At 33.8% G+C, this 21,354-nt stretch carries 22 protein-coding genes; 19 read left to right on the top strand and 3 right to left on the bottom strand.

Going from position 1 to position 21,354, the window contains the following annotated elements:
- Positions 1–204 precede the first annotated feature (204 nt).
- The 5 genes from BM024_RS08165 (at position 205) to purD (ending at position 5,732) form a co-directional block, all read left to right on the top strand.
- Positions 205–1,152, top strand: a complete 948-nt coding sequence (locus BM024_RS08165) for a hypothetical protein (RefSeq protein WP_143077742.1) — start codon at positions 205–207, stop codon at positions 1,150–1,152.
- A gap of 6 nt (positions 1,153–1,158) precedes the next feature.
- A complete protein-coding gene (locus BM024_RS08160; RefSeq protein WP_245753877.1) occupies positions 1,159–1,896 on the top strand; it encodes a WecB/TagA/CpsF family glycosyltransferase in 738 nt (245 codons plus the stop codon).
- 2 nt (positions 1,897–1,898) lie between these two features.
- Positions 1,899–2,882: a UDP-glucuronic acid decarboxylase family protein gene (locus BM024_RS08155; protein ID WP_090679109.1), complete on the top strand. Its 984-nt coding sequence runs from the start codon at positions 1,899–1,901 to the stop codon at positions 2,880–2,882.
- Positions 2,882–4,225, top strand: coding sequence for an exopolysaccharide biosynthesis polyprenyl glycosylphosphotransferase (locus BM024_RS08150; protein WP_090679107.1), 1,344 nt, complete (start codon positions 2,882–2,884; stop codon positions 4,223–4,225). The genes BM024_RS08155 and BM024_RS08150 overlap by 1 nt, the downstream gene beginning before the upstream one ends.
- A gap of 232 nt (positions 4,226–4,457) precedes the next feature.
- Positions 4,458–5,732 (top strand): phosphoribosylamine--glycine ligase, encoded by a 1,275-nt coding sequence (gene purD, locus BM024_RS08145; protein WP_090679105.1) that lies wholly within the window; start codon positions 4,458–4,460, stop codon positions 5,730–5,732.
- A gap of 3 nt (positions 5,733–5,735) precedes the next feature.
- Here purD and BM024_RS08140 read toward each other — a convergent pair whose 3' ends face one another.
- A complete protein-coding gene (locus BM024_RS08140) occupies positions 5,736–5,966 on the bottom strand; it encodes a DUF6341 family protein (RefSeq protein WP_090679103.1) in 231 nt (76 codons plus the stop codon).
- Positions 5,967–6,068: 102 nt separating this feature from the next.
- On the opposite strand from BM024_RS08140, the gene BM024_RS08135 reads away from it, so the two are divergent.
- Positions 6,069–7,001 (top strand): DUF6427 family protein, encoded by a 933-nt coding sequence (locus BM024_RS08135; protein ID WP_090679100.1) that lies wholly within the window; start codon positions 6,069–6,071, stop codon positions 6,999–7,001.
- Here BM024_RS08135 and upp read toward each other — a convergent pair.
- Positions 6,996–7,649 carry a uracil phosphoribosyltransferase gene (gene upp, locus BM024_RS08130; protein WP_090679099.1) on the bottom strand — a complete coding sequence of 218 codons (654 nt, stop codon included), beginning with the start codon at positions 7,647–7,649 and terminating at the stop codon, positions 6,996–6,998. The two genes, BM024_RS08135 and upp, sit on opposite strands and share 6 nt — an antisense overlap.
- Before the next feature lie 59 nt (positions 7,650–7,708).
- Between upp and BM024_RS08125 the strand changes: the two genes are divergently transcribed.
- The 11 genes from BM024_RS08125 to argH all read left to right on the top strand — a co-directional run bounded on the left by BM024_RS08125 (position 7,709) and on the right by argH (position 18,869).
- Entirely contained in the window at positions 7,709–8,314 is a 606-nt protein-coding gene (locus BM024_RS08125; protein WP_090679097.1) for a DUF4254 domain-containing protein, read from the top strand.
- Positions 8,315–8,543: 229 nt separating this feature from the next.
- A complete protein-coding gene (locus BM024_RS08120) occupies positions 8,544–9,593 on the top strand; it encodes a glycosyltransferase family 9 protein (RefSeq protein WP_090679095.1) in 1,050 nt (349 codons plus the stop codon).
- Positions 9,594–9,625: 32 nt separating this feature from the next.
- Positions 9,626–10,141 (top strand): adenine phosphoribosyltransferase, encoded by a 516-nt coding sequence (locus tag BM024_RS08115; RefSeq protein ID WP_090679093.1) that lies wholly within the window; start codon positions 9,626–9,628, stop codon positions 10,139–10,141.
- Positions 10,142–10,499: 358 nt separating this feature from the next.
- Entirely contained in the window at positions 10,500–11,207 is a 708-nt protein-coding gene (locus tag BM024_RS08110; protein ID WP_090679091.1) for an N-acetyltransferase, read from the top strand.
- Positions 11,200–12,414 carry an argininosuccinate synthase gene (gene argG, locus BM024_RS08105; RefSeq protein WP_090679090.1) on the top strand — a complete coding sequence of 405 codons (1,215 nt, stop codon included), beginning with the start codon at positions 11,200–11,202 and terminating at the stop codon, positions 12,412–12,414. The genes BM024_RS08110 and argG overlap by 8 nt, the downstream gene beginning before the upstream one ends.
- On the top strand, positions 12,401–13,372 hold the full coding sequence (argC, locus tag BM024_RS08100) for an N-acetyl-gamma-glutamyl-phosphate reductase (protein WP_090679088.1): 972 nt from the start codon (positions 12,401–12,403) through the stop codon (positions 13,370–13,372). Before argG ends, argC begins: the two co-directional genes overlap by 14 nt.
- A gap of 15 nt (positions 13,373–13,387) precedes the next feature.
- Complete coding sequence (locus tag BM024_RS08095; RefSeq protein WP_090679086.1) at positions 13,388–14,527, top strand: aspartate aminotransferase family protein; 1,140 nt, start codon at positions 13,388–13,390, stop codon at positions 14,525–14,527.
- A 16-nt stretch (positions 14,528–14,543) separates the two neighbouring features.
- Positions 14,544–15,545, top strand: a complete 1,002-nt coding sequence (locus BM024_RS08090) for a Rossmann-fold NAD(P)-binding domain-containing protein (RefSeq protein ID WP_090679083.1) — start codon at positions 14,544–14,546, stop codon at positions 15,543–15,545.
- Positions 15,545–16,321 carry an acetylglutamate kinase gene (gene argB / locus BM024_RS08085; protein ID WP_090679081.1) on the top strand — a complete coding sequence of 259 codons (777 nt, stop codon included), beginning with the start codon at positions 15,545–15,547 and terminating at the stop codon, positions 16,319–16,321. The genes BM024_RS08090 and argB overlap by 1 nt, the downstream gene beginning before the upstream one ends.
- Positions 16,322–16,365: 44 nt before the next feature.
- The gene (locus BM024_RS08080) at positions 16,366–17,433 is read left to right on the top strand and encodes a M20 family metallo-hydrolase (RefSeq protein ID WP_090679232.1); all 1,068 of its coding nucleotides are present in this window, start codon (positions 16,366–16,368) and stop codon (positions 17,431–17,433) included.
- Between the two features lie 77 nt (positions 17,434–17,510).
- Positions 17,511–18,869: an argininosuccinate lyase gene (gene argH / locus BM024_RS08075; RefSeq protein ID WP_090679230.1), complete on the top strand. Its 1,359-nt coding sequence runs from the start codon at positions 17,511–17,513 to the stop codon at positions 18,867–18,869.
- A 137-nt stretch (positions 18,870–19,006) separates the two neighbouring features.
- Here the strand turns inward: argH and BM024_RS08070 are convergent, their stop codons facing one another.
- Complete coding sequence (locus tag BM024_RS08070) at positions 19,007–20,056, bottom strand: ferredoxin--NADP reductase (RefSeq protein ID WP_090679079.1); 1,050 nt, start codon at positions 20,054–20,056, stop codon at positions 19,007–19,009.
- Positions 20,057–20,181: 125 nt separating this feature from the next.
- On the opposite strand from BM024_RS08070, the gene BM024_RS08065 reads away from it, so the two are divergent.
- Together BM024_RS08065 and BM024_RS08060 are read left to right on the top strand one after the other, a co-directional pair.
- Complete coding sequence (locus BM024_RS08065; RefSeq protein WP_090679077.1) at positions 20,182–20,517, top strand: PadR family transcriptional regulator; 336 nt, start codon at positions 20,182–20,184, stop codon at positions 20,515–20,517.
- A gap of 2 nt (positions 20,518–20,519) precedes the next feature.
- Entirely contained in the window at positions 20,520–21,233 is a 714-nt protein-coding gene (locus tag BM024_RS08060; protein ID WP_090679074.1) for a hypothetical protein, read from the top strand.
- Positions 21,234–21,354: the final 121 nt, after the last annotated feature.

Genomic DNA, 21,354 nt, shown 5'->3' with positions numbered 1-21,354 from the left:
GTATTTATATGTTTGCAATTTTGTCTTGATTTCGTTTTGAAACGATTTATAGGACTTGAAGAGCAACAATCGTTTACTATTGTTGTGAAGTTGATTAAGATACTTTTTTGTGGATGCTTATTTTTTTACATTTTCAAAGTGAAACAGCACATAGGTTTACTAAAGAATTTCTCTCTCCTCTTCCTAATTTTCATAATAGGGCGTTTGGCGCTTACGAAAGAGATAGATTTTTATGATAGTAGAAATGAAATAAGAGAACTAGGACTTTATTTTGCAAGTTATCTATATTTCTATTTTTTGAATATACTTCCTTTAAAAACAAATATATACAAAACATTTTCAAGTGTAACTTTAATATTGATAGGACTGATATGTTGTACGGTTTTAATAGGTGCAATCTTTGATTTGTCCTTTTTTAAAACGTACCACTTTCGTTTTGGCTATATGGGGGTGTTACATAAATCTATTGTTGCAACTTATTTTTTTGTAAGTAGTATATTGTATGTGTACTACATTAGTTTTGTTCAAAAAACATATTCTAAGGTGTTTTTTTGGCTGATAACCATAACTGCACTTTTAGTGGGGACTAAGGCTATTTATTTGTTTTTAGTTTGTTTGTTTGGTTACCATGTTTTTACATTCAGACTTTACAAAAAAAAATCATATTATAGTCTTATTCTATTTGTTAGCTTGTTGGTAATAACTGTTTCTTACTTGAATAAGGCCGCGTTTTTCACAACTTTTGACGTCTTAATCGATGTGTACAATGAACATGGATTTCTAACAACATTGATGTCTTTTAGAGATCAAATCCTAATTGAGAAGGCAAGCTATTATCTGGAGAATTGGACTGTTTTGAATTATCTTTTTGGTGGTAAAATGGATGCAATAGGGCTTTTTGAGATGTCACTTATTGATATGTTTGTATTCTTTGGAGCTATTGGTTTACTTTTCTACCTCTATTTTTTTTATTTATGCATTTTACACTTCTTGGAGAGACAAGATTCGTATTTCGTAACTTTTGCAATATTGATTGTTTTATTTATTAGTATTTTTGCGGGGCAATTATTTATTAATTTCTCATCTATGGTTTATATAGGTTGGATATTTTACTTAATAAAGCTTAGCGTTAATCAAAAAGAAATAAATTAAAGTTTTGTGGGAGAAAAAAGAGATCTTTTTGGGATAGGAGTTGACAACTTAACGATGCAAGAATCGATAGATATAATCAATAAATCAATTGATTCTAAACAACCTATTATGCATATTGTTGTCAATGCTGCAAAATTAGTTCATATGAAAAGAGACGAGGAGTTGTTTCAAAGTATTAAGAATGCTGATTTGGTGAATGCTGATGGTATGGCGGTTGTGTGGGCATCTAAATTGTTAGGTAAACCTTTGAAGGAAAGAGTGTCTGGAATTGACTTATTTTTGAATTTGGTTAAGAATGCACAGTTAAGAAATGAAACAATCTTTTTATTAGGAGCAGAAGAGAAGGTGGTGAATAAGGTTGCAGAAACTTTTAAAAGGGATTTTGGGGAAGGAATTATTGCTGGCTATCATCATGGCTATTTTTCTAAAGAAGATGAGGATAAACTAGTTAGACAGATAGTAGATAGTAAAGCTACTTACTTATATGTCGCAATGAGTTCTCCTAAGAAAGAAATCTTTTTGTCTCGTTATAAGCAAGAGTTGAGTTCTGTTGGATTTATAATGGGAGTAGGTGGTAGTTTCGACGTTATCTCTGGGAAGGTGAAGAGAGCGCCTGAATGGATGCAAAAAGCTGGATTAGAATGGTTTTACAGATTTTTGCAGGAACCAAAAAGGATGTGGAAAAGAAGTTTTATAGATAATGGCAAGTTTATTGCTATGGTAATGCAAGAAAAGTTCAAGTGAATATGAAACGAATTCTAATTACAGGTGCAGCTGGTTTTATCGGCTCACATCTTTGTGATCGATTTATCTCAGAAGGTTACCATGTAATTGGTATGGATAACTTAATCACTGGAGATTTAAAAAATATTCAACATTTATTTGGGAATGAGTTTTTTGAGTTTTATCACCATGATATAACAAAGTTCGTATTTGTTCCTGGATCGTTAGACTATATTCTACATTTTGCTTCACCTGCTAGCCCAATAGATTATTTAAAAATTCCTATTCAAACTTTAAAAGTTGGTTCTTTAGGTACCCATAACCTTCTAGGATTAGCAAGGGTAAAGAATGCGAGGATACTTATTGCTTCTACATCAGAAGTTTATGGAGATCCATTAGTACACCCTCAAACTGAGGAATATTATGGAAATGTGAATACAATTGGCCCAAGAGGAGTTTATGACGAAGCAAAGCGCTTTCAAGAATCTCTTACTATGGCCTACCATACTTTTCATAATCTTGAAACTAGAATTGTACGCATATTTAATACTTACGGTCCCCGTATGCGTTTGAATGATGGGAGGGTTATTCCTGCTTTTATAGGGCAAGTACTAAGAGGAGAACCTCTCACAATTTTTGGAGACGGTAATCAAACTAGGTCATTTTGCTATATAGATGATCAAGTAGAAGGAATTTATAGGTTATTGTTGTCAGACTATCATTTGCCAGTTAATATTGGAAATCCTGATGAGATAACTATTAAAGATTTTGCACAAGAAATAATTTCCCTGAGTGGAGCTTCTAAGGACATTGTTTTTAAAGAGTTGCCTGAGAACGATCCAATGCAACGTTGTCCCAATATTGATAGGGCTAAAACGTTATTAGATTGGACGCCTAAAGTGGGACGTGCCGAAGGGATGATGAAGACCTATAATTATTTTAAAGACTTTACTAACGAGGAGTTGTTGAAAGAAGAACATAAAGACTTTTCTAAATATATATATTAGTGTTACCAAGCAAACAAGGAAGATTTTCTAAATATTTAAGACCCATTACTATCGTTGCCGATTTATTAGTTATTAATACGGTGGCTAGTCTTGTTTTTCCTAATTTCTCAGGTAAGATTGTTTTTCTAATCTTTGCAACAATTACGTGGTTGTTCGTTGCTTGGGCTTCGGAGTTTTACGATGTTTATAGACATACTGGTATTTATAAGATTTTAGAGAAAATTTTCAAACAGTTTGTTTCAATTTTTGTACTTGTTATAGCATACAACGGTTTTTTTCCACGATTTGCGGAAAAGGAGGATTTTATTCTGTTTGGAATAATGATTCTTAGTAGCATAACATTCCTTAAACTGTCGATATATTTTTCTCTTATTTACTTTAGGGAAAAGCATGGGGGTAATTTTAGAAATGTTATTTTAATTGGAGATAGTTCAGAGATAAGATCTTTAGAGCAGTTATTTCAAGAGAAAACAAAATTTGGGTATCGTTGTCTAAAAGTATTTGATTCATTAGATAATGTTGATGAAATTGAAGCGTTTATAACGGAAAAAAACATTGATGAAATTTACCTGAGTTATAGTTATATCGATAAGAAAAATGTAAATCAGCTATTGACTTTTTCGGATAATAATTTGGTTCTATTAAAATATGTTCCAACAAGGAAAGAGTTGTTGAATATCAATTCTAAGGCTGATTATTATGATGTTATTCCTATAATCCCTAGAAGAAAGATTCCGTTGGATAAAACTTATAATAAGTTTTTGAAGAGGATATTTGATATTGTCTTTTCAATAGTTGTGATTGTTTGTATTATGTCTTGGTTAGTTCCTTTGTTGGCTATTTTGATTAAACTAGAGTCGAAAGGTCCTGTTTTATTTAAACAGAAGAGAACTGGGCTTAATGATACTGAGTTTACTTGTTATAAATTTCGTTCTATGCGTATAAATGAGGATTCACATTTAAAGCAAGCTACTCGTTCTGATGATAGGATTACTAAAATCGGTAAATTTATTAGGAGGACTAGTTTGGATGAATTTCCCCAATTTATAAATGTTTTCTTAGGAAATATGTCTATTGTAGGACCTAGACCTCATATGATTAAGCATACTGAATTATATTCTAAAAAGGTCAATAGGTTTATGTTGAGACATTTGGTGAAACCTGGGATTACAGGGATGGCCCAAACACATGGTTATAGAGGTGAGATAGAGAGTGATAGAGACTTGATAAATAGATTTAAATATGATTTATTTTATCTAGAAAACTGGTCAATTGCATTGGATCTAAAGATTATTTACTTGACCATTTATAATGTGTTTAAAGGTGATGAGAAAGCATATTAACTAAGTTGCCTAAATTATTGATGTCTCTAGATATTTTATAGACAACTTTTGTTTGACTCTGTAAGTATCTTTTATGCGGAGTCAATATGTGATTGCAAGTGAATTCTAGACTGTTTTTTTATATAATATTCTATTATATAAACTTTCCAATACTTGTATTGCCTTGGGATATTTTCTTTTTTAGCCAAAATATAACTACTTTTGAGCTTGTAAATTACAAACAACACAATTCATGAAAATTTTACTATTAGGCTCTGGTGGAAGAGAGCATGCTATAGCTTGGAAATTATTGCAAAGTCCAAGTTGTGAGGCATTATTTGTTGGACCTGGTAATGCAGGAACAGCTTCTATAGCTACCAATTTAGCCACAGTTAATCCAAATGATTTTGAAGGGGTAAAAGCTGCTGTCATAGAGAACCATATTGATATGGTAATTGTAGGGCCAGAAGACCCGTTAGTGAAAGGTATCGTTGATTTTTTTCTATCCGATTCTACAATTAGTCATATACCTGTAATTGGTCCTTCTAAGAAAGGAGCTCAGTTAGAGGGTAGCAAGGATTTTGCGAAAGAGTTTTTGCAAAAACACAATATTCCAACTGCGGCGTATAAGAGTTTTACTAAAGATACTGTTTCTGAAGGAAAGCAGTTTTTAGAAACCTTGAAAGCTCCTTATGTTTTAAAAGCAGATGGACTTGCAGCTGGTAAAGGTGTAGTGATTTTAAATAGTTTAGAAGAGGCAAAACTTGAATTAGAAGACATGTTAGTGGATGCTAAGTTTGGAGATGCTAGTTCTAAGGTTGTGATTGAAGAGTTTTTAGATGGAATTGAGTTGAGCTGTTTCGTTTTAACGGATGGTAAATCTTATAAAGTATTACCTACAGCTAAAGATTATAAACGTATCGGAGAAGGAGACAAAGGTTTAAATACTGGAGGAATGGGTGCGATCTCACCTGTACCATTTGCTGATGAAGCGTTGATGAAAAAAATTGAAGAACGTGTTATAATCCCAACTATTGAGGGTATTAAAAAAGACGAGTTAAACTTTAAAGGATTCGTTTTTATTGGACTTATTAAAGTTGGTGACGATCCTTTCGTTATTGAATATAATGTTCGCTTGGGAGATCCAGAAACAGAAGTGGTATTACCTAGAATTAAGAGTGATTTGGTTTCTTTATTCAAAGCGGTTGCAAATGAAACGCTAGAAAATGAAGAACTAGAATTAGACAGTAGAAGTGCTACGACTGTTATGCTTGTTTCTGGAGGATATCCAGAGGATTACGAAAAAGGTAAAGTTATAAAGGGTATTGACCAAGTAGAAGGATCGATTGTCTTTCATGCAGGAACTGCATTAAAGGACGGAGAGGTAGTTACGAATGGTGGTAGAGTATTAGCGGTAACATCTTACGGAGAGGACTTCCATAAAGCATTAAATACATCTTATCAAAATATAGAAAAATTATCTTTTGACAAGATGTATTTTAGAAAAGATATCGGATTCGATCTCTAAAACCTACTTCAAAAATGAGTGGGCTGTAGTGTCTTGGTCGTCTTCTTTATTGTCTTTGAATATCTTCATTTGCTTGCACCAGTAAACAAATGCAGCTGAACAGATGATAATAAAGATCCATGTGATGATGTTTGCAGTCCACCAATTTGATAATTCTAAAGTTCTAATGAAATTCATAGGAACGAAAAGAATTTTCTCAAAAAGGAAAGCGATGCCATTAAAAAATGAAGTCATTGTACTTTATTTTAAGAATTATGTTTTAATATGATTCGACCTGAAGCGTCTTATATAGCGTTAAGGTACAAAATATCACCTACAAAAATATAAAATATATAGATGTTAGCAAGTCTTTTTAGTAAAACAAAACCAATTAACTATATATTAGTTAGTGTTCTTTTAGGATTAGCATTTGTTTTGTTCCAATTTATGCATTTGGAAGCCACATCTGTTTATAGTTTATTGAAAACTGTTGGAGTTTTAGGAATACTGGTTTTTACCGTTTTCTTGATTCAATTTATAGTGTTAAGGAATAGATTAGTTTCGGATAATGCTTACGTTCCTTTATTATTTTTGAGCTTCATATTGATGTTTCCCAACATTATGCTTAATGCAAGGTTGGTTGTTGCTAACTTTTTTATATTATTAGCATTAAGGCGATTGTATTCATTACACTCGTTGAAAAATCCTCAAGAAAAACTCTTTGATGCTTCTTTATGGATATTAATCGCTACCTTATTTCACTTCTGGAGTGTTTTTTATATTGTGTTGATATTTTATGCTGTTGCATCTTATGTTTCAAGAGATTACAAAAATTGGCTGATTCCTTTTATCGCTCTTTTTGTGGTGTTTATATTTTTAAGTGTTTACCTTATTTTGGTAGATGAAACGTATCTAGAGTGGATACAAACCAAGACAGTAATAAGTTTTGATTTCACCCAATTTGATAATCTTTTTATAAATCTCGCATTAGCTGTTTTTGCTTCTATTGCACTATTGTTCTTCTTTGCAGAATTAATCCATTTTAAAAAGAAACAGTTTAATTTGCAAAGCTCTTATAAGAAGGTTATTCTGTCCTTCATAATTGCAGTGGCTATATACATTGTTTCTAATGGTAAGAACGAAGGCAGTTTGCTATTTACTTTCTTCCCTCTCGCAATTTTGGGGTCAAATTATATTGAAATGGTTCCACAAAACTGGAGGAAAGAAGCAATTGTTTATAGTGTTTTCGGAATAGCTGTTTTCTTTTTTGTTAGTCAACTAATCTTATAATTTTTGACCATAAGCGAGGTCTCCTGCATCACCAAGTCCTGGCAATATATAGTTGTCTTCATTTAAACCTTCATCAAGTGTTGCTACCCATAGATGGCAATAGTCCGGTAGTTGTTTCTCTAAATACGCTATTCCTTCTGGAGCTGCTATTACTACTGCAATATGAATCTCTTTTGGGGTCTCATGCATCATTAGTTTTTGAAATACAGCTACTAAAGATTGACCTGTAGCTAACATAGGGTCTATTAGAATCGTTATTTTGTCTTGAAATGAAGGAGCCGCTTGATATTCGACTAGTATTTCACTTTCTTGACCAGGTTCACCATGACGGCGATATGCTGATACAAAACCATTTTCGGCGTCATCAAAAAAATTCATAAAACCAGTGTGTAAAGCTAAACCTGCTCTTAGAATAGAACATAAGACTACTTTGTCTTCAATGCAAGTAGTGCGTTTAATGCCTAATGGGGTTTGAACATCAAGTTCTTTGTAAGATAGAGTTTTGCTTAATTCATAGGCCATAATCTCACCTATTCGCTCTATGTTTTTTCGAAAACGCATACTGTCTTTTTGAATATGTACGTCGCGTAATTGTGTTAAAAAGTGATTGAGTATACTGTTCTCTTTAGAGATGTAATGAATTTTCATAGAAGTAATATTAGTACGATAAAAGTATAAAAAGTATATTTGTAAATAAAATTATTAGCATGTTTTCAAAAATAGCATTCCCTATATTCGAAGAGAGTATTCGTGATTACCATAAATATGACAATGTAGACCAGCCAATTAGCAATCCATATCCAAAAGATCAAATTGAGCATCTTTTGTATTTGAAAAACTGGATTGATACGGTTCAATGGCATTTTGAAGATATCATTAGAGATCCGCACATAGATCCGATTGAGGCTTTAAAATTGAAAAGACGTATTGACGCATCGAATCAAGAACGTACGGATATGGTAGAGTATATCGACAGTTATTTCTTGCAAAAGTATAAGGATGTAGTTGTAAAAGAAGGTGCTAAAATTAATTCAGAAAGTCCTGCTTGGGCTATAGACCGCCTTTCTATCTTGTCTTTAAAAATTTATCATATGAATGAAGAAGCAACGAGAGTAGAAGCTTCCGAGGATCATAGAGCAAAATGTCAAGAGAAATTGAATGTGTTGTTAGAGCAAAAGCAAGATTTGACAACGGCGATTGATGATTTATTAAATGATATTTCTCAAGGTGATAAATACATGAAAGTGTATAAGCAAATGAAAATGTATAATGATGAGGAGTTAAATCCAGTTTTGTATCAAAATAAGAAATAAGTATTATTTATAAGTATATTAAAAAGCCATCGATAAGATGGCTTTTTTGTTTTTAGGTGTTTGTAATAGCATGAAATAATAGTGGTGTCATCTGACTAATTATAGTTAAAGTATGACTGTTCTTATATTTGTATTTCAATGTGGGCTATCTGAGAATAATATGAATAAAACGCGTAGTTTTGTATTTACTTAAGTACCTTTTTAGGTATATTTTAAAACTGTAATACTAGTGAGTAAAAGTAAGCATATTCTAATTTTTAGATTGTCAGCTATGGGAGATGTCGCAATGACTGTTCCTGTTATTAGAGCATTGGTTTCTCAACATTCAGATGTTAAAGTTACTGTTGTTTCAAGACCGTTTTTCAAACCTTTTTTCGAGGGTATTCCAAACGTTAGTTTCTTTGGGGTCGACTTAAAAAGGAGACATAAAGGTCTTGCTGGGCTCTGGTGCTTATACCAAGATTTGAAAAAATTGGATGTAGATTATTTTGCTGATTTTCATAATGTATTGCGATCAAAAATCGTAAGAACTTTCTTTAAATTAGGGGGAACTCCTGTAGCTGTTCTTGATAAAGGTAGAGCTGCAAAAAAAGAATTAACACGAGTGGAGAATAAGGTTTTTAAACCTGTACAGTCTATGGTTGAGAATCATCTTAACACTTTAAGAAAACTTGGGTTTGATGTATCTTTAGATAATCCGACTTTTGCTAGTGTACCACCTTTGTTGCCTGAATTGAAAAAGCATACTGGTGAGAAAGACTGTTTTTGGATAGGTATTGCTCCCTTCGCACAATATGATTCTAAAGTATATCCACTTGATTTAATGCAAGAGGTAATCGATATATTGTCTGAACGCGAACGATCTAAAATCTTTTTGTTTGGTGGTGGTGAGAAAGAAATTGCCATGCTAAATCAGTTAAAAAGAGATAATTACAATGTAGTGGTGATTGCGGGAAAAGTAAAGTTAAATGCTGAATTAAATCTTATTCAGCACTTAGATCTTATGTTGTCTATGGATTCTGGAAACGCCCATATTGCTGCAATGTATGGTAAGAAAGTAATCACTTTATGGGGTGCAACACATCCTTATGCTGGATTTGCGCCTTTCAACCAACCGATGGACTATTGCATTACTTCTGACCGTGAACAATATCCTTTATTACCTACTTCTATTTATGGAAACAAGGTTGTGGAGGGTTATGAAAACGCTATGCGTAGTATTGATCCTCTAAGAGTAGTGGATAAAATTGTCGAAGTGGTTAATGAAGAAACCAAATAATATTTTGTAACTTATCTTCAAAATAATCAAGTATGAACTTAGCCGATTATATAAGAGATATTTCCGATTTCCCAAAACAAGGAGTGGTATTTAAAGATATAACACCTTTGTTAATGGACCATGCGGCAATGCAGGAAACTACAAGGCAATTATTTGATCTAGTTGGTAATCATCAAGTAGATAAAGTGGTAGGTATGGAGAGTAGGGGGTTTTTCTTCGCAACCTTATTGGCTTCTAAATTGGGGGCTGGTTTTATCCCAGTACGAAAACCTAATAAACTTCCATTTAATACTATTTCTGAACCTTATAGTTTGGAATATGGTTTTGATACTCTAGAGATGCATTCAGATGCTATACAACCAGGTGACAGAGTTTTGATTCACGATGATGTGTTAGCTACTGGTGGCACAGCGGAAGCCGTTTGTAAGCTTGTAGAGAAGCTAGGAGGTATTATTTTGCAAGTCAATTTTTTAATGGAACTTACATTCCTTAACGGTCGTGAAAAATTAGAAGGTTATGAGGTTAAAAGCTTGTTGAAATACAAGTAATCGAAAAAAAGTAATCATAAATATTTCCAAATTTATTTGGAGGTTTGAAAATTTATTTCAAATATTTGCAATGCTACTTAAAATAAAGTAGCGAACTACGATGAAAAACAATGTGTCAAAAATAACCCCTTATTTTGGTGGAGCAAATGCTTCTACTGACTTTTCTATGGGGATTTTTACAGTTGTTTTGCGGACACTACGGATCCGGGGATAATCTTATTTCCCCACTTTTATAACTGTTAAGGCTTTCTGTGCTTTTTCAGTTTCCAGTTATCTTATTATTTTTTAACGTCATCGAATTGGGACTGTGAGTATTAAATTACTCTGAGGTTTCTATCGGTTTATTCTCTACTACTAGATGAATACACAAGTTTTTAATGTGCTTCCCGCGAGTGAATTACATATTGAGTATGCAGATCAAATCTGCAATGAAATGGCTGCTTCAGCATTAGCTAGAGGAACTGGTATTGCCAAAAGAACTCCCGAATATATAGCTAACAAGATGCTAGAAGGTAAAGCAATAATTGCTTTAAATCAAGATGGTACATGGGCTGGTTTCTGCTATATTGAAACTTGGAGTCATGGTTCTTATGTAGCTAATTCTGGTCTAATTGTTAATCCTATTTATAGAAAAGAAGGGTTAGCAAAAAGAATAAAGAAAAGTGTTTTCGAGCTTTCTAGAGCTAAATATCCTCAGGCAAAAATATTCGGTTTAACAACGGGTTTTGCTGTTATGAAAATCAATTCCGAATTAGGTTATGAACCTGTTCCATATTCTGAACTAACTACAGATGAAACTTTTTGGAAAGGTTGTGAGAGTTGTGTGAACTTTTCAATTCTTCAAAGTAAATCAAGACAAAATTGTTTGTGTACGGCTATGCTTTGGAATCCTGAAGATAAGGATCGTGATCGGCGTGAACGGATTGATATAAAGAAGAAAGCAAAGGAACGTTTAAGTCAGATGCAGAAAAAACAATCCTTGTTGAAACGTTTACAACTACGTTTTAAAAATACTGTAAAGGCATCGCAAAGAACACAATTAAAAAGAAAAGTAAATCATGCATAATAAGAAAATAGTTTTAGCATTTAGTGGAGGTTTGGATACAAGCTTCTGTGTTATATATTTAAAAGAAACTTTGGGATATGAAGTTCATTCTGCGGTTGTAAATACCGGAGGGTTTAGTGAAGTTGAACTAGTAGAAATTGAAAAGAAGGCTTATGATTTAGGGGTGGTTTCTCACGTAACTATTGATAAAACAGAGGAATATTACAATGATAGTATAAAGTATTTGATCTTTGGAAATGTTTTAAAGAATGCTAGTTATCCACTTTCTGTTAGTGCTGAGCGTGTTTGTCAAGCAACAGCAATAGCAAACTATGCTAAAGAAATTGAAGCTGAAGCAATAGCACATGGAAGTACTGGTGCAGGGAATGATCAAGTGAGGTTTGATATGATTTTTAATATTTTAACTCCACACATTTCTATTATTACTCCTATAAGAGACTTGAAGCTAAGCAGAGAAGAGGAGATTGCTTTTCTACAGGAACACGGTGTTGAAATCAATGTAGAAAAAGCGAAATACTCTATTAATAAAGGTCTTTGGGGAACTTCTGTTGGAGGTAAAGAAACACTTCATTCTTTAGGTTATTTGCCGGAAGAGGCATGGCCAACTGCGGTTACGAAAGAGGGAATGGAGTCTATAGAAATTGAATTCAAAAACGGTGAACCTATTGCTTTGAATGGGCAAAAGATGAAACCTACTGAATTGATACAAGAGCTACAAGAACTAGCACAACCTTTTGGTATTGGTAGAGATATACATATTGGAGATACTATTATTGGAATCAAGGGTAGAGTAGGTTTTGAGGCTGCTGCTCCTTTATTGATTATAAAGGCGCATCACGCTTTGGAAAAACATACGCTTACCAAATGGCAATTGAGCTGGAAAGAACAATTAGCTTCATTTTATGGTAACTTCCTACATGAAGGGCAGTTTCATGATCCAATTATGAGAGATATAGAAGCTTTCTTGAATAGTTCACAACAAGCAGTTAGTGGAAAAGTCCATGTAGAATTGCATCCACATCGTTTTGTAATATTAGGAATTGAGTCAGAATATGACTTGATGTCTAGTCAATTTGGTAGCTATGGTGAAATGAATAATGCTTGGACGGGAGAAGATGTGAAAGGGTTCTCTAAAATATTTGGTAATCAGGTTATGATTTGGCATCAAGTTAATCAATCTAAAACTGAACAAAGTGAAAGCAATTAAAGTAGGTGTTGTTGGAAGTGCTGGTTATGCCGGAGGAGAATTACTTCGTTTGTTGTTGTTACATCCAAAGGTGAAATTAGTGTTTGCGCATTCTAGTAGTCAGGCCGGGAAACCGATTTATAGTGTACATTCAGATTTATTTGGTGATACCGATCTTTATTTTACTGATACATTAAGTCAAGACATAGATGTTTTGTTTTTGTGTCTAGCTCATGGAGATTCGAGAACTTTTTTAGAAAGAAATATGTTTTCGAATGATTTAAAAATCATTGATTTAAGTCAGGATTTTAGGTTAAAGGACAATGCTGGAGAATTTGTATATGGATTACCAGAGTTAAATAGAGAGACTATTAAAAAGGCTAAGTATGTTGCGAATCCTGGTTGCTTTGCTACTGCGATTCAATTGGCATTGTTACCCTTGGCTTCAATAGATGGTTTGGATATTCCTTTGCATATAAATGCTATTACTGGTGCTACTGGTGCAGGTCAACAACTTTCTGAAACTTCTCATTTTAGCTGGAGAAACAATAATGTTTCTACTTATAAAGTATTTGAACATCAACATCTGAATGAAATTGGAGAAAGTTTAGCACAATTGCAAAAAGGATACAAACCTCAAATGAAAATGATTCCTATTCGAGGAGATTTTTCAAGAGGAATTTTTGCAACTCTATTGTTTCAGTCAGATTTGGAGCTTTCTAAATTAGAGTCAATTTACGAGGAGTTTTATAAAGAACATCCTTTTACGCATTTTAGCCATATGGCTGTTGATTTGAAACAGGTAGTCAACACCAATAAATGTCTGATAAACATTCAAAAAGTAAATCAAGATGTAATAATTACTGTTGCGATTGATAACTTATTAAAAGGAGCTAGCGGTCAGGCTATTCAGAATATGAATTTACTTTTCGGTCTAGAAGAGAAAACAGGATTACAATTGAAGGCTTCGGCTTTCTAAATCTACTAAAGAAATATTATGAAATTATACGATGTATATCCTTTACAGTCTATTGAAATTAGTAAAGGTTTAGGAAGTTATGTGTTTGATGTAAATGACACGAAGTATTTAGATTTTTACGGGGGTCATGCCGTAATATCGATTGGGCACACTCATCCTCATTATGTTAGTCGATTAAAGAATCAACTCGATAAAATTGGGTTTTATTCCAATTCTATAGAAATGCCATTGCAACAGCAGGTAGCCAGTATGTTGGGAGAGGTTTCCGGTTTGTATGACTATCAGTTGTTTTTGTGTAATTCAGGAGCTGAAGCGAATGAAAATGCGCTAAAATTAGCGTCTTTTCATACATCTAGAAAAAGGGTGATTGCTTTTGAAGGTGCTTTTCACGGAAGAACTTCTTTGGCCGTTAGCGTTACAGACAACCCGAAAATAATAGCTCCTATTAACGAAAATTCTAATGTGCAATTTCTTCCTTTTAATGATGAGGTTGCTTTAGAGCAAGCCTTTGATATGTTTGGTGAAGAGATTGCCGCTGTTATTGTTGAAGGAATACAAGGAGTTGGTGGCATTCAAGTTGCTAATCCTAGTTTTTTGTCTAAGATTAGACAGCTTACAACTCAATATCAATCGGTTTTTATTGCAGATGAGGTACAATGTGGCTATGGTAGAACTGGAGAATTTTATTCCATTCAACATCAAAATGTACAAGCAGATATTTATACGATGGCAAAAGGAATGGGTAATGGTTTTCCCATTGGAGCTATTGCTGTAAGTCCATTGTTTAAGCCTTGGCACGGTCAGTTAGGAACTACTTTTGGAGGAAACCATCTGGCTTGTGTAGCGGCTTTATCAGTTTTAGAGGTGATTCAAGGAGAGAATTTACTAGACAATGCAACGAAAATAGGAACTTATTTAATAGACGAACTAAAGCAGATTCAAGGAGTGGAGGAGGTTCGTGGAATTGGCTTAATGATTGGGATTGAATTGCCTGTTCAAATGTCAGAGGTTAGAAAACAGTTACTTTTTGAAGATCATATTTTTACGGGTACTGCTAATCCAAACGTTATTAGATTATTACCTCCATTGAATATAACTAAAATGGATGCGGATTTCTTTTTAGAAGCGTTTAAAAAAAGGTTACAACAGTATTAAAAACACAAGAAAAGAAATGAAACAATTTTTTTCAACAAACGATATAGTGTCTCTATCTCATATTATTAAAACGGCTCTTGAATGTAAAGAGAATCCATTTGGAAATGAGTATATAGGGAAGCATAAAACTTTGGGTTTAATCTTCTTAAATCCAAGTTTAAGAACGAGAATGAGTACTCAAAAGGCAGCAAGAAATTTGGGGATGGAAGTGATGGTGTTGAACATGGGCACCGAGGGTTGGGCTTTAGAAACTCGAGAGGGTGTTGTTATGGATGGAGCAAACGCTGAACATATAAAAGAAGCTGCCGCTGTAATGGGGAGCTATTGTGATGTTTTGGGTGTGCGTTCTTTTCCCAAGTTAGATTCTAAGGAGGAAGATTATAGTGACGATCTATTTTTTAAGTTCGCGAACTACTGTAAAAAACCTATTTTGAGCCTTGAAACAGCGACAAGACATCCTTTGCAAAGTCTTACAGACTTAATTACGATAATAGAACAAGGAGAATACTTCTATGATGCTGAGAAAGGGAATTATATACCAAAAGTTAGAAAACCAAAGGTAGTTCTTAGTTGGGCACCTCACGTGAAAGCTTTGCCACAAGCGGTACCAAATTCTTTTTCAGAGTGGATGTGTAGAGCAGAGGCCGAGGGCTTGGTGGATTTTGTGATTACACATCCGGAAGGTTATGAATTAGACGAGGAGTTTACGAAAGGGGCTGCAATTACAACAAATCAAGTAGAGGCATTGAAGGATGCTGATTTTGTATATGTAAAGAACTGGTCTAGTTATGAGGATTATGGAAAGGTACTTTCTATGGATTCTAATTGGATGTTAACTTTAGAAAAGTTAGAAGCGACCAATAATGCGAAGGTGATGCATTGTTTACCTGTTCGTCGTGATTTAGTATTGTCTTCTGAGGTTTTAGATAGTGACCACTCTATAGTAATAGAGCAAGCGGGAAATAGAGTATGGGCAGCTCAGGCGGTTCTTACGGAAATGTTGACACATAACAAGTGATGAGAAAATTAACAATAGTAAAGGTAGGTGGAGAGATTTTGGATGATGCAGAAAAGTTGACTGTTTTTTTACATGATTTTTCGAAAATAGAAGGTTCTAAGATATTGGTTCATGGAGGAGGTAAGGTAGCTACACAATTGGCGAATAAACTTGGTGTTAATACAGAAATGATTGAAGGAAGGCGTATTACAAATGAGGAGACGCTACCTATAGCAGTGATGGTCTATGCAGGTTTAATCAACAAAAAGGTGGTCGCGCAATTACAGACTAATGGATGCGATGCACTTGGTTTGTGTGGAGCCGATGGGAGATTGATAAAAACGGTAAAACGTTCAACAGCACTTTTGGATTACGGTTTTGTTGGTGATTGTACAGATGAGTCAATTAATGTGTCAAGATTACAGCAGTTATTAGATTTAGGATTTTGTCCTGTATTTTCTGCAATAACTGTAGATGACCAAGGGCAGTTATTAAATACAAATGCAGATACTATTGCAAGTTGTTTGTCTATTGCTTTATCTGGTATCTATAATGTATCTCTTATGTATTGTTTTGAACACAGCGGAGTATTGAAAGATGTCCAAGATGCTCAATCTCTGATTCCAATTGTAGATGATATGTTGATAGAAACATTGAAGGAAACGGGTGTTATTACCAAAGGCATGTTACCTAAAATTGAAAATGCAATGAAGGCTGCCCATCTGGGAGTAACTGAGGTTTGGATTAGAAGTTATGAGTCATTAAATAAGCTTAATTGTGGTACCCGTATTCAATAATTGGTTACGTGAAAATTTTAAAAAAAGTTAAACAAGAATATAGTATGGTTGATTTATTAACGACGAAGGCGCTTACTCTTCTAAAAAGTTTGATTGAGATTCCTTCTTTTAGTAAAGAGGAAGATAAAACAGCAGATGTTATTGCGAATTTTCTAATAGCAGAGGGAGTGACTATTTATAGGGATTCAAACAATGTTTGGGCCTTTAATAAATTCTACGATTTGAGTAAACCTACTATTTTACTTAATTCACATCACGATACGGTAAAACCAAATAAGGATTACACAAGGGATCCCTTTAGGGCGACTGAAATTGATGGAAAACTGTATGGATTAGGTAGTAATGATGCTGGTGGTTGTTTGGTTTCATTGTTAGCTGTATTTTTAAATTACTATGATGCTGTTGACATGGAGTATAATCTCTGCATTGCTGCAACAGGAGAAGAGGAGATTTCAGGGAATGCTGGTTTAGAGCATGTGCTTCCTAAGTTAGGGAAGTTGGATTTTGCTATTGTAGGTGAGCCAACACAAATGCATCTTGCGGTTGCAGAACGCGGACTGATGGTATTAGACTGTAAGGCAAAAGGGAAATCTGGCCATGCGGCTAGGAATGAAGGAGAGAATGCTATTTATAAAGCGTTACAAGATATTCAGTGGTTTCAAACCTATGAGTTTCCAAAAGTGTCGGAAGAGTTTGGTAAGATTAAGATGAGTGTTACTCAAATTCAATCGGGGACACAACATAATGTGGTTCCTGCTGAATGTGATTTTGTTGTAGATATTAGGGTAACTGATTCTTATACGAATGAAGAAGTATTAGAAGTTATTAAATCAAAGGTGAATTGTGAGGTTAGTGCTCGTTCTACTCGTTTGAAACCATCTTCTATTCCGAAATCACATCCCATTGTTCAGGCGGGAATTAGTTTGGGAAGGGAAACCTATGGGTCTCCAACAACAAGTGATCAAGCATTATTAAATATACCGTCATTGAAATGCGGACCAGGAGATTCGGCGCGCTCCCATACTGCCGATGAATTTATATATGTTCAAGAGATTGAAGAAGGAATTTCTTTGTATCTAAAAATGCTTAAAAATGTGTTGTACAATAAATAGTATGACGCGCTATAAAATGAAATGAAATTATGGAAAAGCAATCGTTTACAACTATAAAGGATAAATCAACAGGAGGTATGAATAGCACAAATCAAGCAAATGCAAGTAAGTTATGGCAAAAGGGTAGTGTTGCTCATTCTTGGGTTGAGGATTTTACTGTAGGTCAAGACAGGGTTTTGGACTTGAAATTGGCTTCTTTTGATGTATTGGGGTCGTTGGCTCATACTCGTATGCTAAAGCAAATTGGGTTACTGAATAAGAAGGAATTGATTAGTATTCAGGATGAGTTAAAAGCTATATTTAAGAATATAGCTAATGGTGATTTTGTGATTGAAGAAGGAGTAGAAGATGTACATTCACAAGTAGAGCTTTTGCTTACACAAAAAATTGGAGATGCAGGAAAGAAAATCCATGCTGGACGTTCTAGGAACGACCAAGTTCTTGTGGATTTAAAGCTTTATTTCCGTTATGAAATAGAAGAGATAGTTTCTAAAAGCAAAATATTGTTTCAAAGATTACAACAGCTTAGTGAACAGCATAAAGAAGTGTTACTTCCTGGTTATACACATTTTCAAGTTGCGATGCCTTCTTCATTTGGATTGTGGTTTGGCGCATATGCTGAAAGTTTAGTGGATGATTTAGAAATGATGTTAGCGGCATGGAAGGTAAGTAATAAGAATCCTTTAGGGTCTGCGGCGGGTTATGGTTCTTCTTTTCCTCTAAATAGACAGCTAACTACTGAGTTGTTAGGGTTTAACTCTATGAATGTGAATGTAGTGTATGCACAAATGGGAAGAGGTAAAACAGAACGTATTATTGCACAGGGACTGAGTTCTATTGCAGCCACGCTTTCTAAATTTGCTATGGATGCTTGTTTATATATGAGTCAGAATTATGGTTTTATTAGTTTTCCAGATTATTTAACTACAGGGTCAAGCATTATGCCTCATAAAAAAAACCCGGATGTATTGGAGTTGATCCGTTCTCGTTGTAATAAGATTTTAGCTTTGCCAAATGAGATAGCATTAGTTACAACTAATTTACCATCAGGATATCATAGGGATTTGCAGTTGTTAAAAGAGAATTTGTTTCCTGCTTTTACTTCTCTAAAAGAATGTATGGATGCTTTGGTTTTAATGCTTAACGAGATTCAAATTAACAAGGATATTATGTCAGACCCGAAATATGATTATTTGTTTAGCGTTGAGGTAGTGAACAAGATGGTTTTGGACGGTGTTCCTTTTAGAGAAGCATATAAAGAGATTGGGTTTTCTATTGAAAATGGAAAGTATGAACCTTCTAAAGATATACAACATACACATCAGGGAAGTATTGGAAACTTAATGAATGGTGAAATTAAGAAAGCTTTTGACGAGGTTTATGAAAGTTTCCATTTTGAAAAGGTAGCTGAGAAACTAAATAGTTTAGTTGTTTAGAGCCGATAAACTTATAACAGAAAGAACCCTCTCTCTATAACTTCACGTTATAGAGAGAGGGTTCTTTTATAACAAACTATTTTCTTATTAAGTTTTAATGGCTCCTAATTTAAATTAGTTGGAACCTTATTACACTGTTATACGTCGTCGTAAGTAATGTGTAATTCGTCAGAGGTTACAATTGCTTGACAAGAAAGAATTAAACCTTCTGCTATTTCATCATCTGTTAAAATAGAGTTTTTCTTCATTTCTGCTGAACCTTTGGTGATTCTGCACATACAAGAACTACAAATACCTCCTTGACAAGAGTATGGAGCGTCTATCCCTTCTTTTAATACAGCGTCTAATAAAATAATTTTCTTAGACATAGTGAAAGATGTTTCATCATCGTCCACTGTTACTGTTATTTTTGAAGTTCCTTCTGCTTCGATCTCTTTATTTCCATCATTATTAGGGGTAAAGATTTCAAAGGAAATTTGTTTTTCTTTTACGTTACGTTCTTTAAGAATTTCACCCACTGTGTCAATCATGTTCTCAGGACCGCATAGGAAGTAACGTTCAAAACTTTTTTCTTTGTGCTTGTTGTTAAGTACAAAGTTTACAGTTGATTTTTCTATACGCCCAAATACAGATTCTTCTTCTTTTGCTTGTGAATACACAAAATGTACGAAAAGACGATTGATGTATTTCTGTTGTAAATCATGTATTTCCTTGTGGAAGATTGTCTCTTCAACTGTCCTATTTCCATAAACTAATACAAAAGTACTATTTGGTTCTTGTTCTAAAACAGTTTTTAAGATTGACATAACAGGAGTGATTCCACTTCCTGCCACAAATGCTGCATAATTATTAGCTGCTTTTACATTAGGTTCTAAAATGAATCTACCTTCAGGAGTTTGTACTTCTAGAGTGTCACCTACTTTTAAAGATGTATTTGCAAATTCCGAAAAAGCCCCATTTGGAACTTTCTTTACAGCAACTCTTAATTCACCACTATTAGGAGAAGAACATATTGAATATGCTCTACGTATTTCTTTGCCTTCGTATTGGTATTTAATATTTACATATTGACCCGCTACAAAAGTATAGTCCTCTTGTAGATGTTGCGGTATGTCGAATAAAATGGATACTGCATTAGGAGTTTCATTTCGAACTTCTTTGACAGTTAGTATATTGAATTTGGACATTATCTAACATTTTTAATAGTTAACAAAAATACGAAATGCAAATGATTTTTAATAGAAGAAAAGTATACCTATGAGTTGTAGGTATTAGAAAAGTTTTATATTTGTTATACCTAAGAAAGTTAAGTATGAAAAAGCAGCAACAATTGTATAAAGGAAGTTTGAATACCATCATTATGAAGTTGTTAGAGAATCATGGTAGAATGTATGGTTATGAAATAACTCAAAAGGTTAAAGAAATTACGGAGGGAGAGATGAATTTAACGGAAGGAGCACTATATCCTGCTTTACATAAAATGGAATCAGAGGGTTTTTTGGATGTGGAAATGGAGCGTGTTGAGGGTAGGGTTCGAAAGTATTATAAACTTACAGAATCTGGCGTTAAAGAAACGAATAACAAATTAGAGGAGTTAGAGAGTTTCGTACGCAATATGCAACAAATCATGAATCTGAAATTGTCTTAGTTATGAAGAAAGTTACTGAAGAACAAATAAAAGAGCTTCACTCATTTACTAAAAGGCGTTTTGTAGAATATTACGATGTGGAGTTAGAATTGGTAGATCATTTAGCAAATGGAATAGAAGAACAGTGGAGAGCTCACCCTGAACTTTCCTTTGACGAGGCTTTGCAAAAAGAGTATAAGAAATTTGGAATATTTGGATTTGTAGGTATGATAGAGAAGAAGCAGGCCGAATTGCATAACTATTATTATAAAATTACGTTTCAAGCGTTAAAAGACTTCTTTTCAATTCCAAAGATTGTTGTAACCGTCGCTATATTTTTATTGTTATTTGCTTTTGGAACGACTTTTAAAGAATATGCTTCAATAGGTTATGGAATTGTTTTTTATGGTTTGTTTGTCTATACCCTTGTTGATGGTTTTCGTAAGATGATTGTTATTAAGAGAAGACAGAAAAATGCTGGTAAAAAGTGGTTGATTGACAGTGTTGCCAATCAATTTTATGCAATACCATTTGGAGTTATTTTTATAAATGTATTTAATATTTCAAATAGTATTTTAGGACTTCGTCTTGATGAGTCACTGTCTCCACTAAGGATGGTGCTTGCGAGTGGATTCTTAACACTATTTGTACTGTTGTTTATTATTACGCGTACGGTAATTCGACCGGTTCTAAATTCTGAATTAGAAAAAGCAATACGCAATCATCAACTTATTTAATTATTATGATACGACTGTTATTGGCTCTTCTAGATTATGTATTCTATTTAATCTCATTGTTTATCGGTTAGGATTGCTAATCAATAATTTATAAATGTAACAATTATCTCTTTTTGTTGTC

Source organism: Myroides guanonis (assembly GCF_900114085.1).
Taxonomy (GTDB): domain Bacteria; phylum Bacteroidota; class Bacteroidia; order Flavobacteriales; family Flavobacteriaceae; genus Flavobacterium; species Flavobacterium guanonis.
Note: the sequence above shows the minus strand (reverse complement) of the source record. Positions and strands in the feature narration are given on the sequence as shown.

What these genes read in the sequence shown, in the direction of transcription:
- BM024_RS08155 (WP_090679109.1), top strand. Translation starts at nt 1,899, where the DNA reads ATGAAACGAATTCTAATTACAGGTGCAGCTGGTTTTATCGGCTCACAT.
- purD (WP_090679105.1), top strand. Translation starts at nt 4,458, where the DNA reads ATGAAAATTTTACTATTAGGCTCTGGTGGAAGAGAGCATGCTATAGCT.
- BM024_RS08140 (WP_090679103.1), bottom strand. Translation starts at nt 5,966, where the DNA reads ATGACTTCATTTTTTAATGGCATCGCTTTCCTTTTTGAGAAAATTCTT.
- BM024_RS08135 (WP_090679100.1), top strand. Translation starts at nt 6,069, where the DNA reads ATGTTAGCAAGTCTTTTTAGTAAAACAAAACCAATTAACTATATATTA.
- upp (WP_090679099.1), bottom strand. Translation starts at nt 7,649, where the DNA reads ATGAAAATTCATTACATCTCTAAAGAGAACAGTATACTCAATCACTTT.
- BM024_RS08125 (WP_090679097.1), top strand. Translation starts at nt 7,709, where the DNA reads ATGTTTTCAAAAATAGCATTCCCTATATTCGAAGAGAGTATTCGTGAT.
- BM024_RS08115 (WP_090679093.1), top strand. Translation starts at nt 9,626, where the DNA reads ATGAACTTAGCCGATTATATAAGAGATATTTCCGATTTCCCAAAACAA.
- BM024_RS08110 (WP_090679091.1), top strand. Translation starts at nt 10,500, where the DNA reads ATGAATACACAAGTTTTTAATGTGCTTCCCGCGAGTGAATTACATATT.
- argG (WP_090679090.1), top strand. Translation starts at nt 11,200, where the DNA reads ATGCATAATAAGAAAATAGTTTTAGCATTTAGTGGAGGTTTGGATACA.
- BM024_RS08090 (WP_090679083.1), top strand. Translation starts at nt 14,544, where the DNA reads ATGAAACAATTTTTTTCAACAAACGATATAGTGTCTCTATCTCATATT.
- argB (WP_090679081.1), top strand. Translation starts at nt 15,545, where the DNA reads ATGAGAAAATTAACAATAGTAAAGGTAGGTGGAGAGATTTTGGATGAT.
- BM024_RS08080 (WP_090679232.1), top strand. Translation starts at nt 16,366, where the DNA reads ATGGTTGATTTATTAACGACGAAGGCGCTTACTCTTCTAAAAAGTTTG.
- argH (WP_090679230.1), top strand. Translation starts at nt 17,511, where the DNA reads ATGAATAGCACAAATCAAGCAAATGCAAGTAAGTTATGGCAAAAGGGT.
- BM024_RS08070 (WP_090679079.1), bottom strand. Translation starts at nt 20,056, where the DNA reads ATGTCCAAATTCAATATACTAACTGTCAAAGAAGTTCGAAATGAAACT.
- BM024_RS08065 (WP_090679077.1), top strand. Translation starts at nt 20,182, where the DNA reads ATGAAAAAGCAGCAACAATTGTATAAAGGAAGTTTGAATACCATCATT.
- BM024_RS08060 (WP_090679074.1), top strand. Translation starts at nt 20,520, where the DNA reads ATGAAGAAAGTTACTGAAGAACAAATAAAAGAGCTTCACTCATTTACT.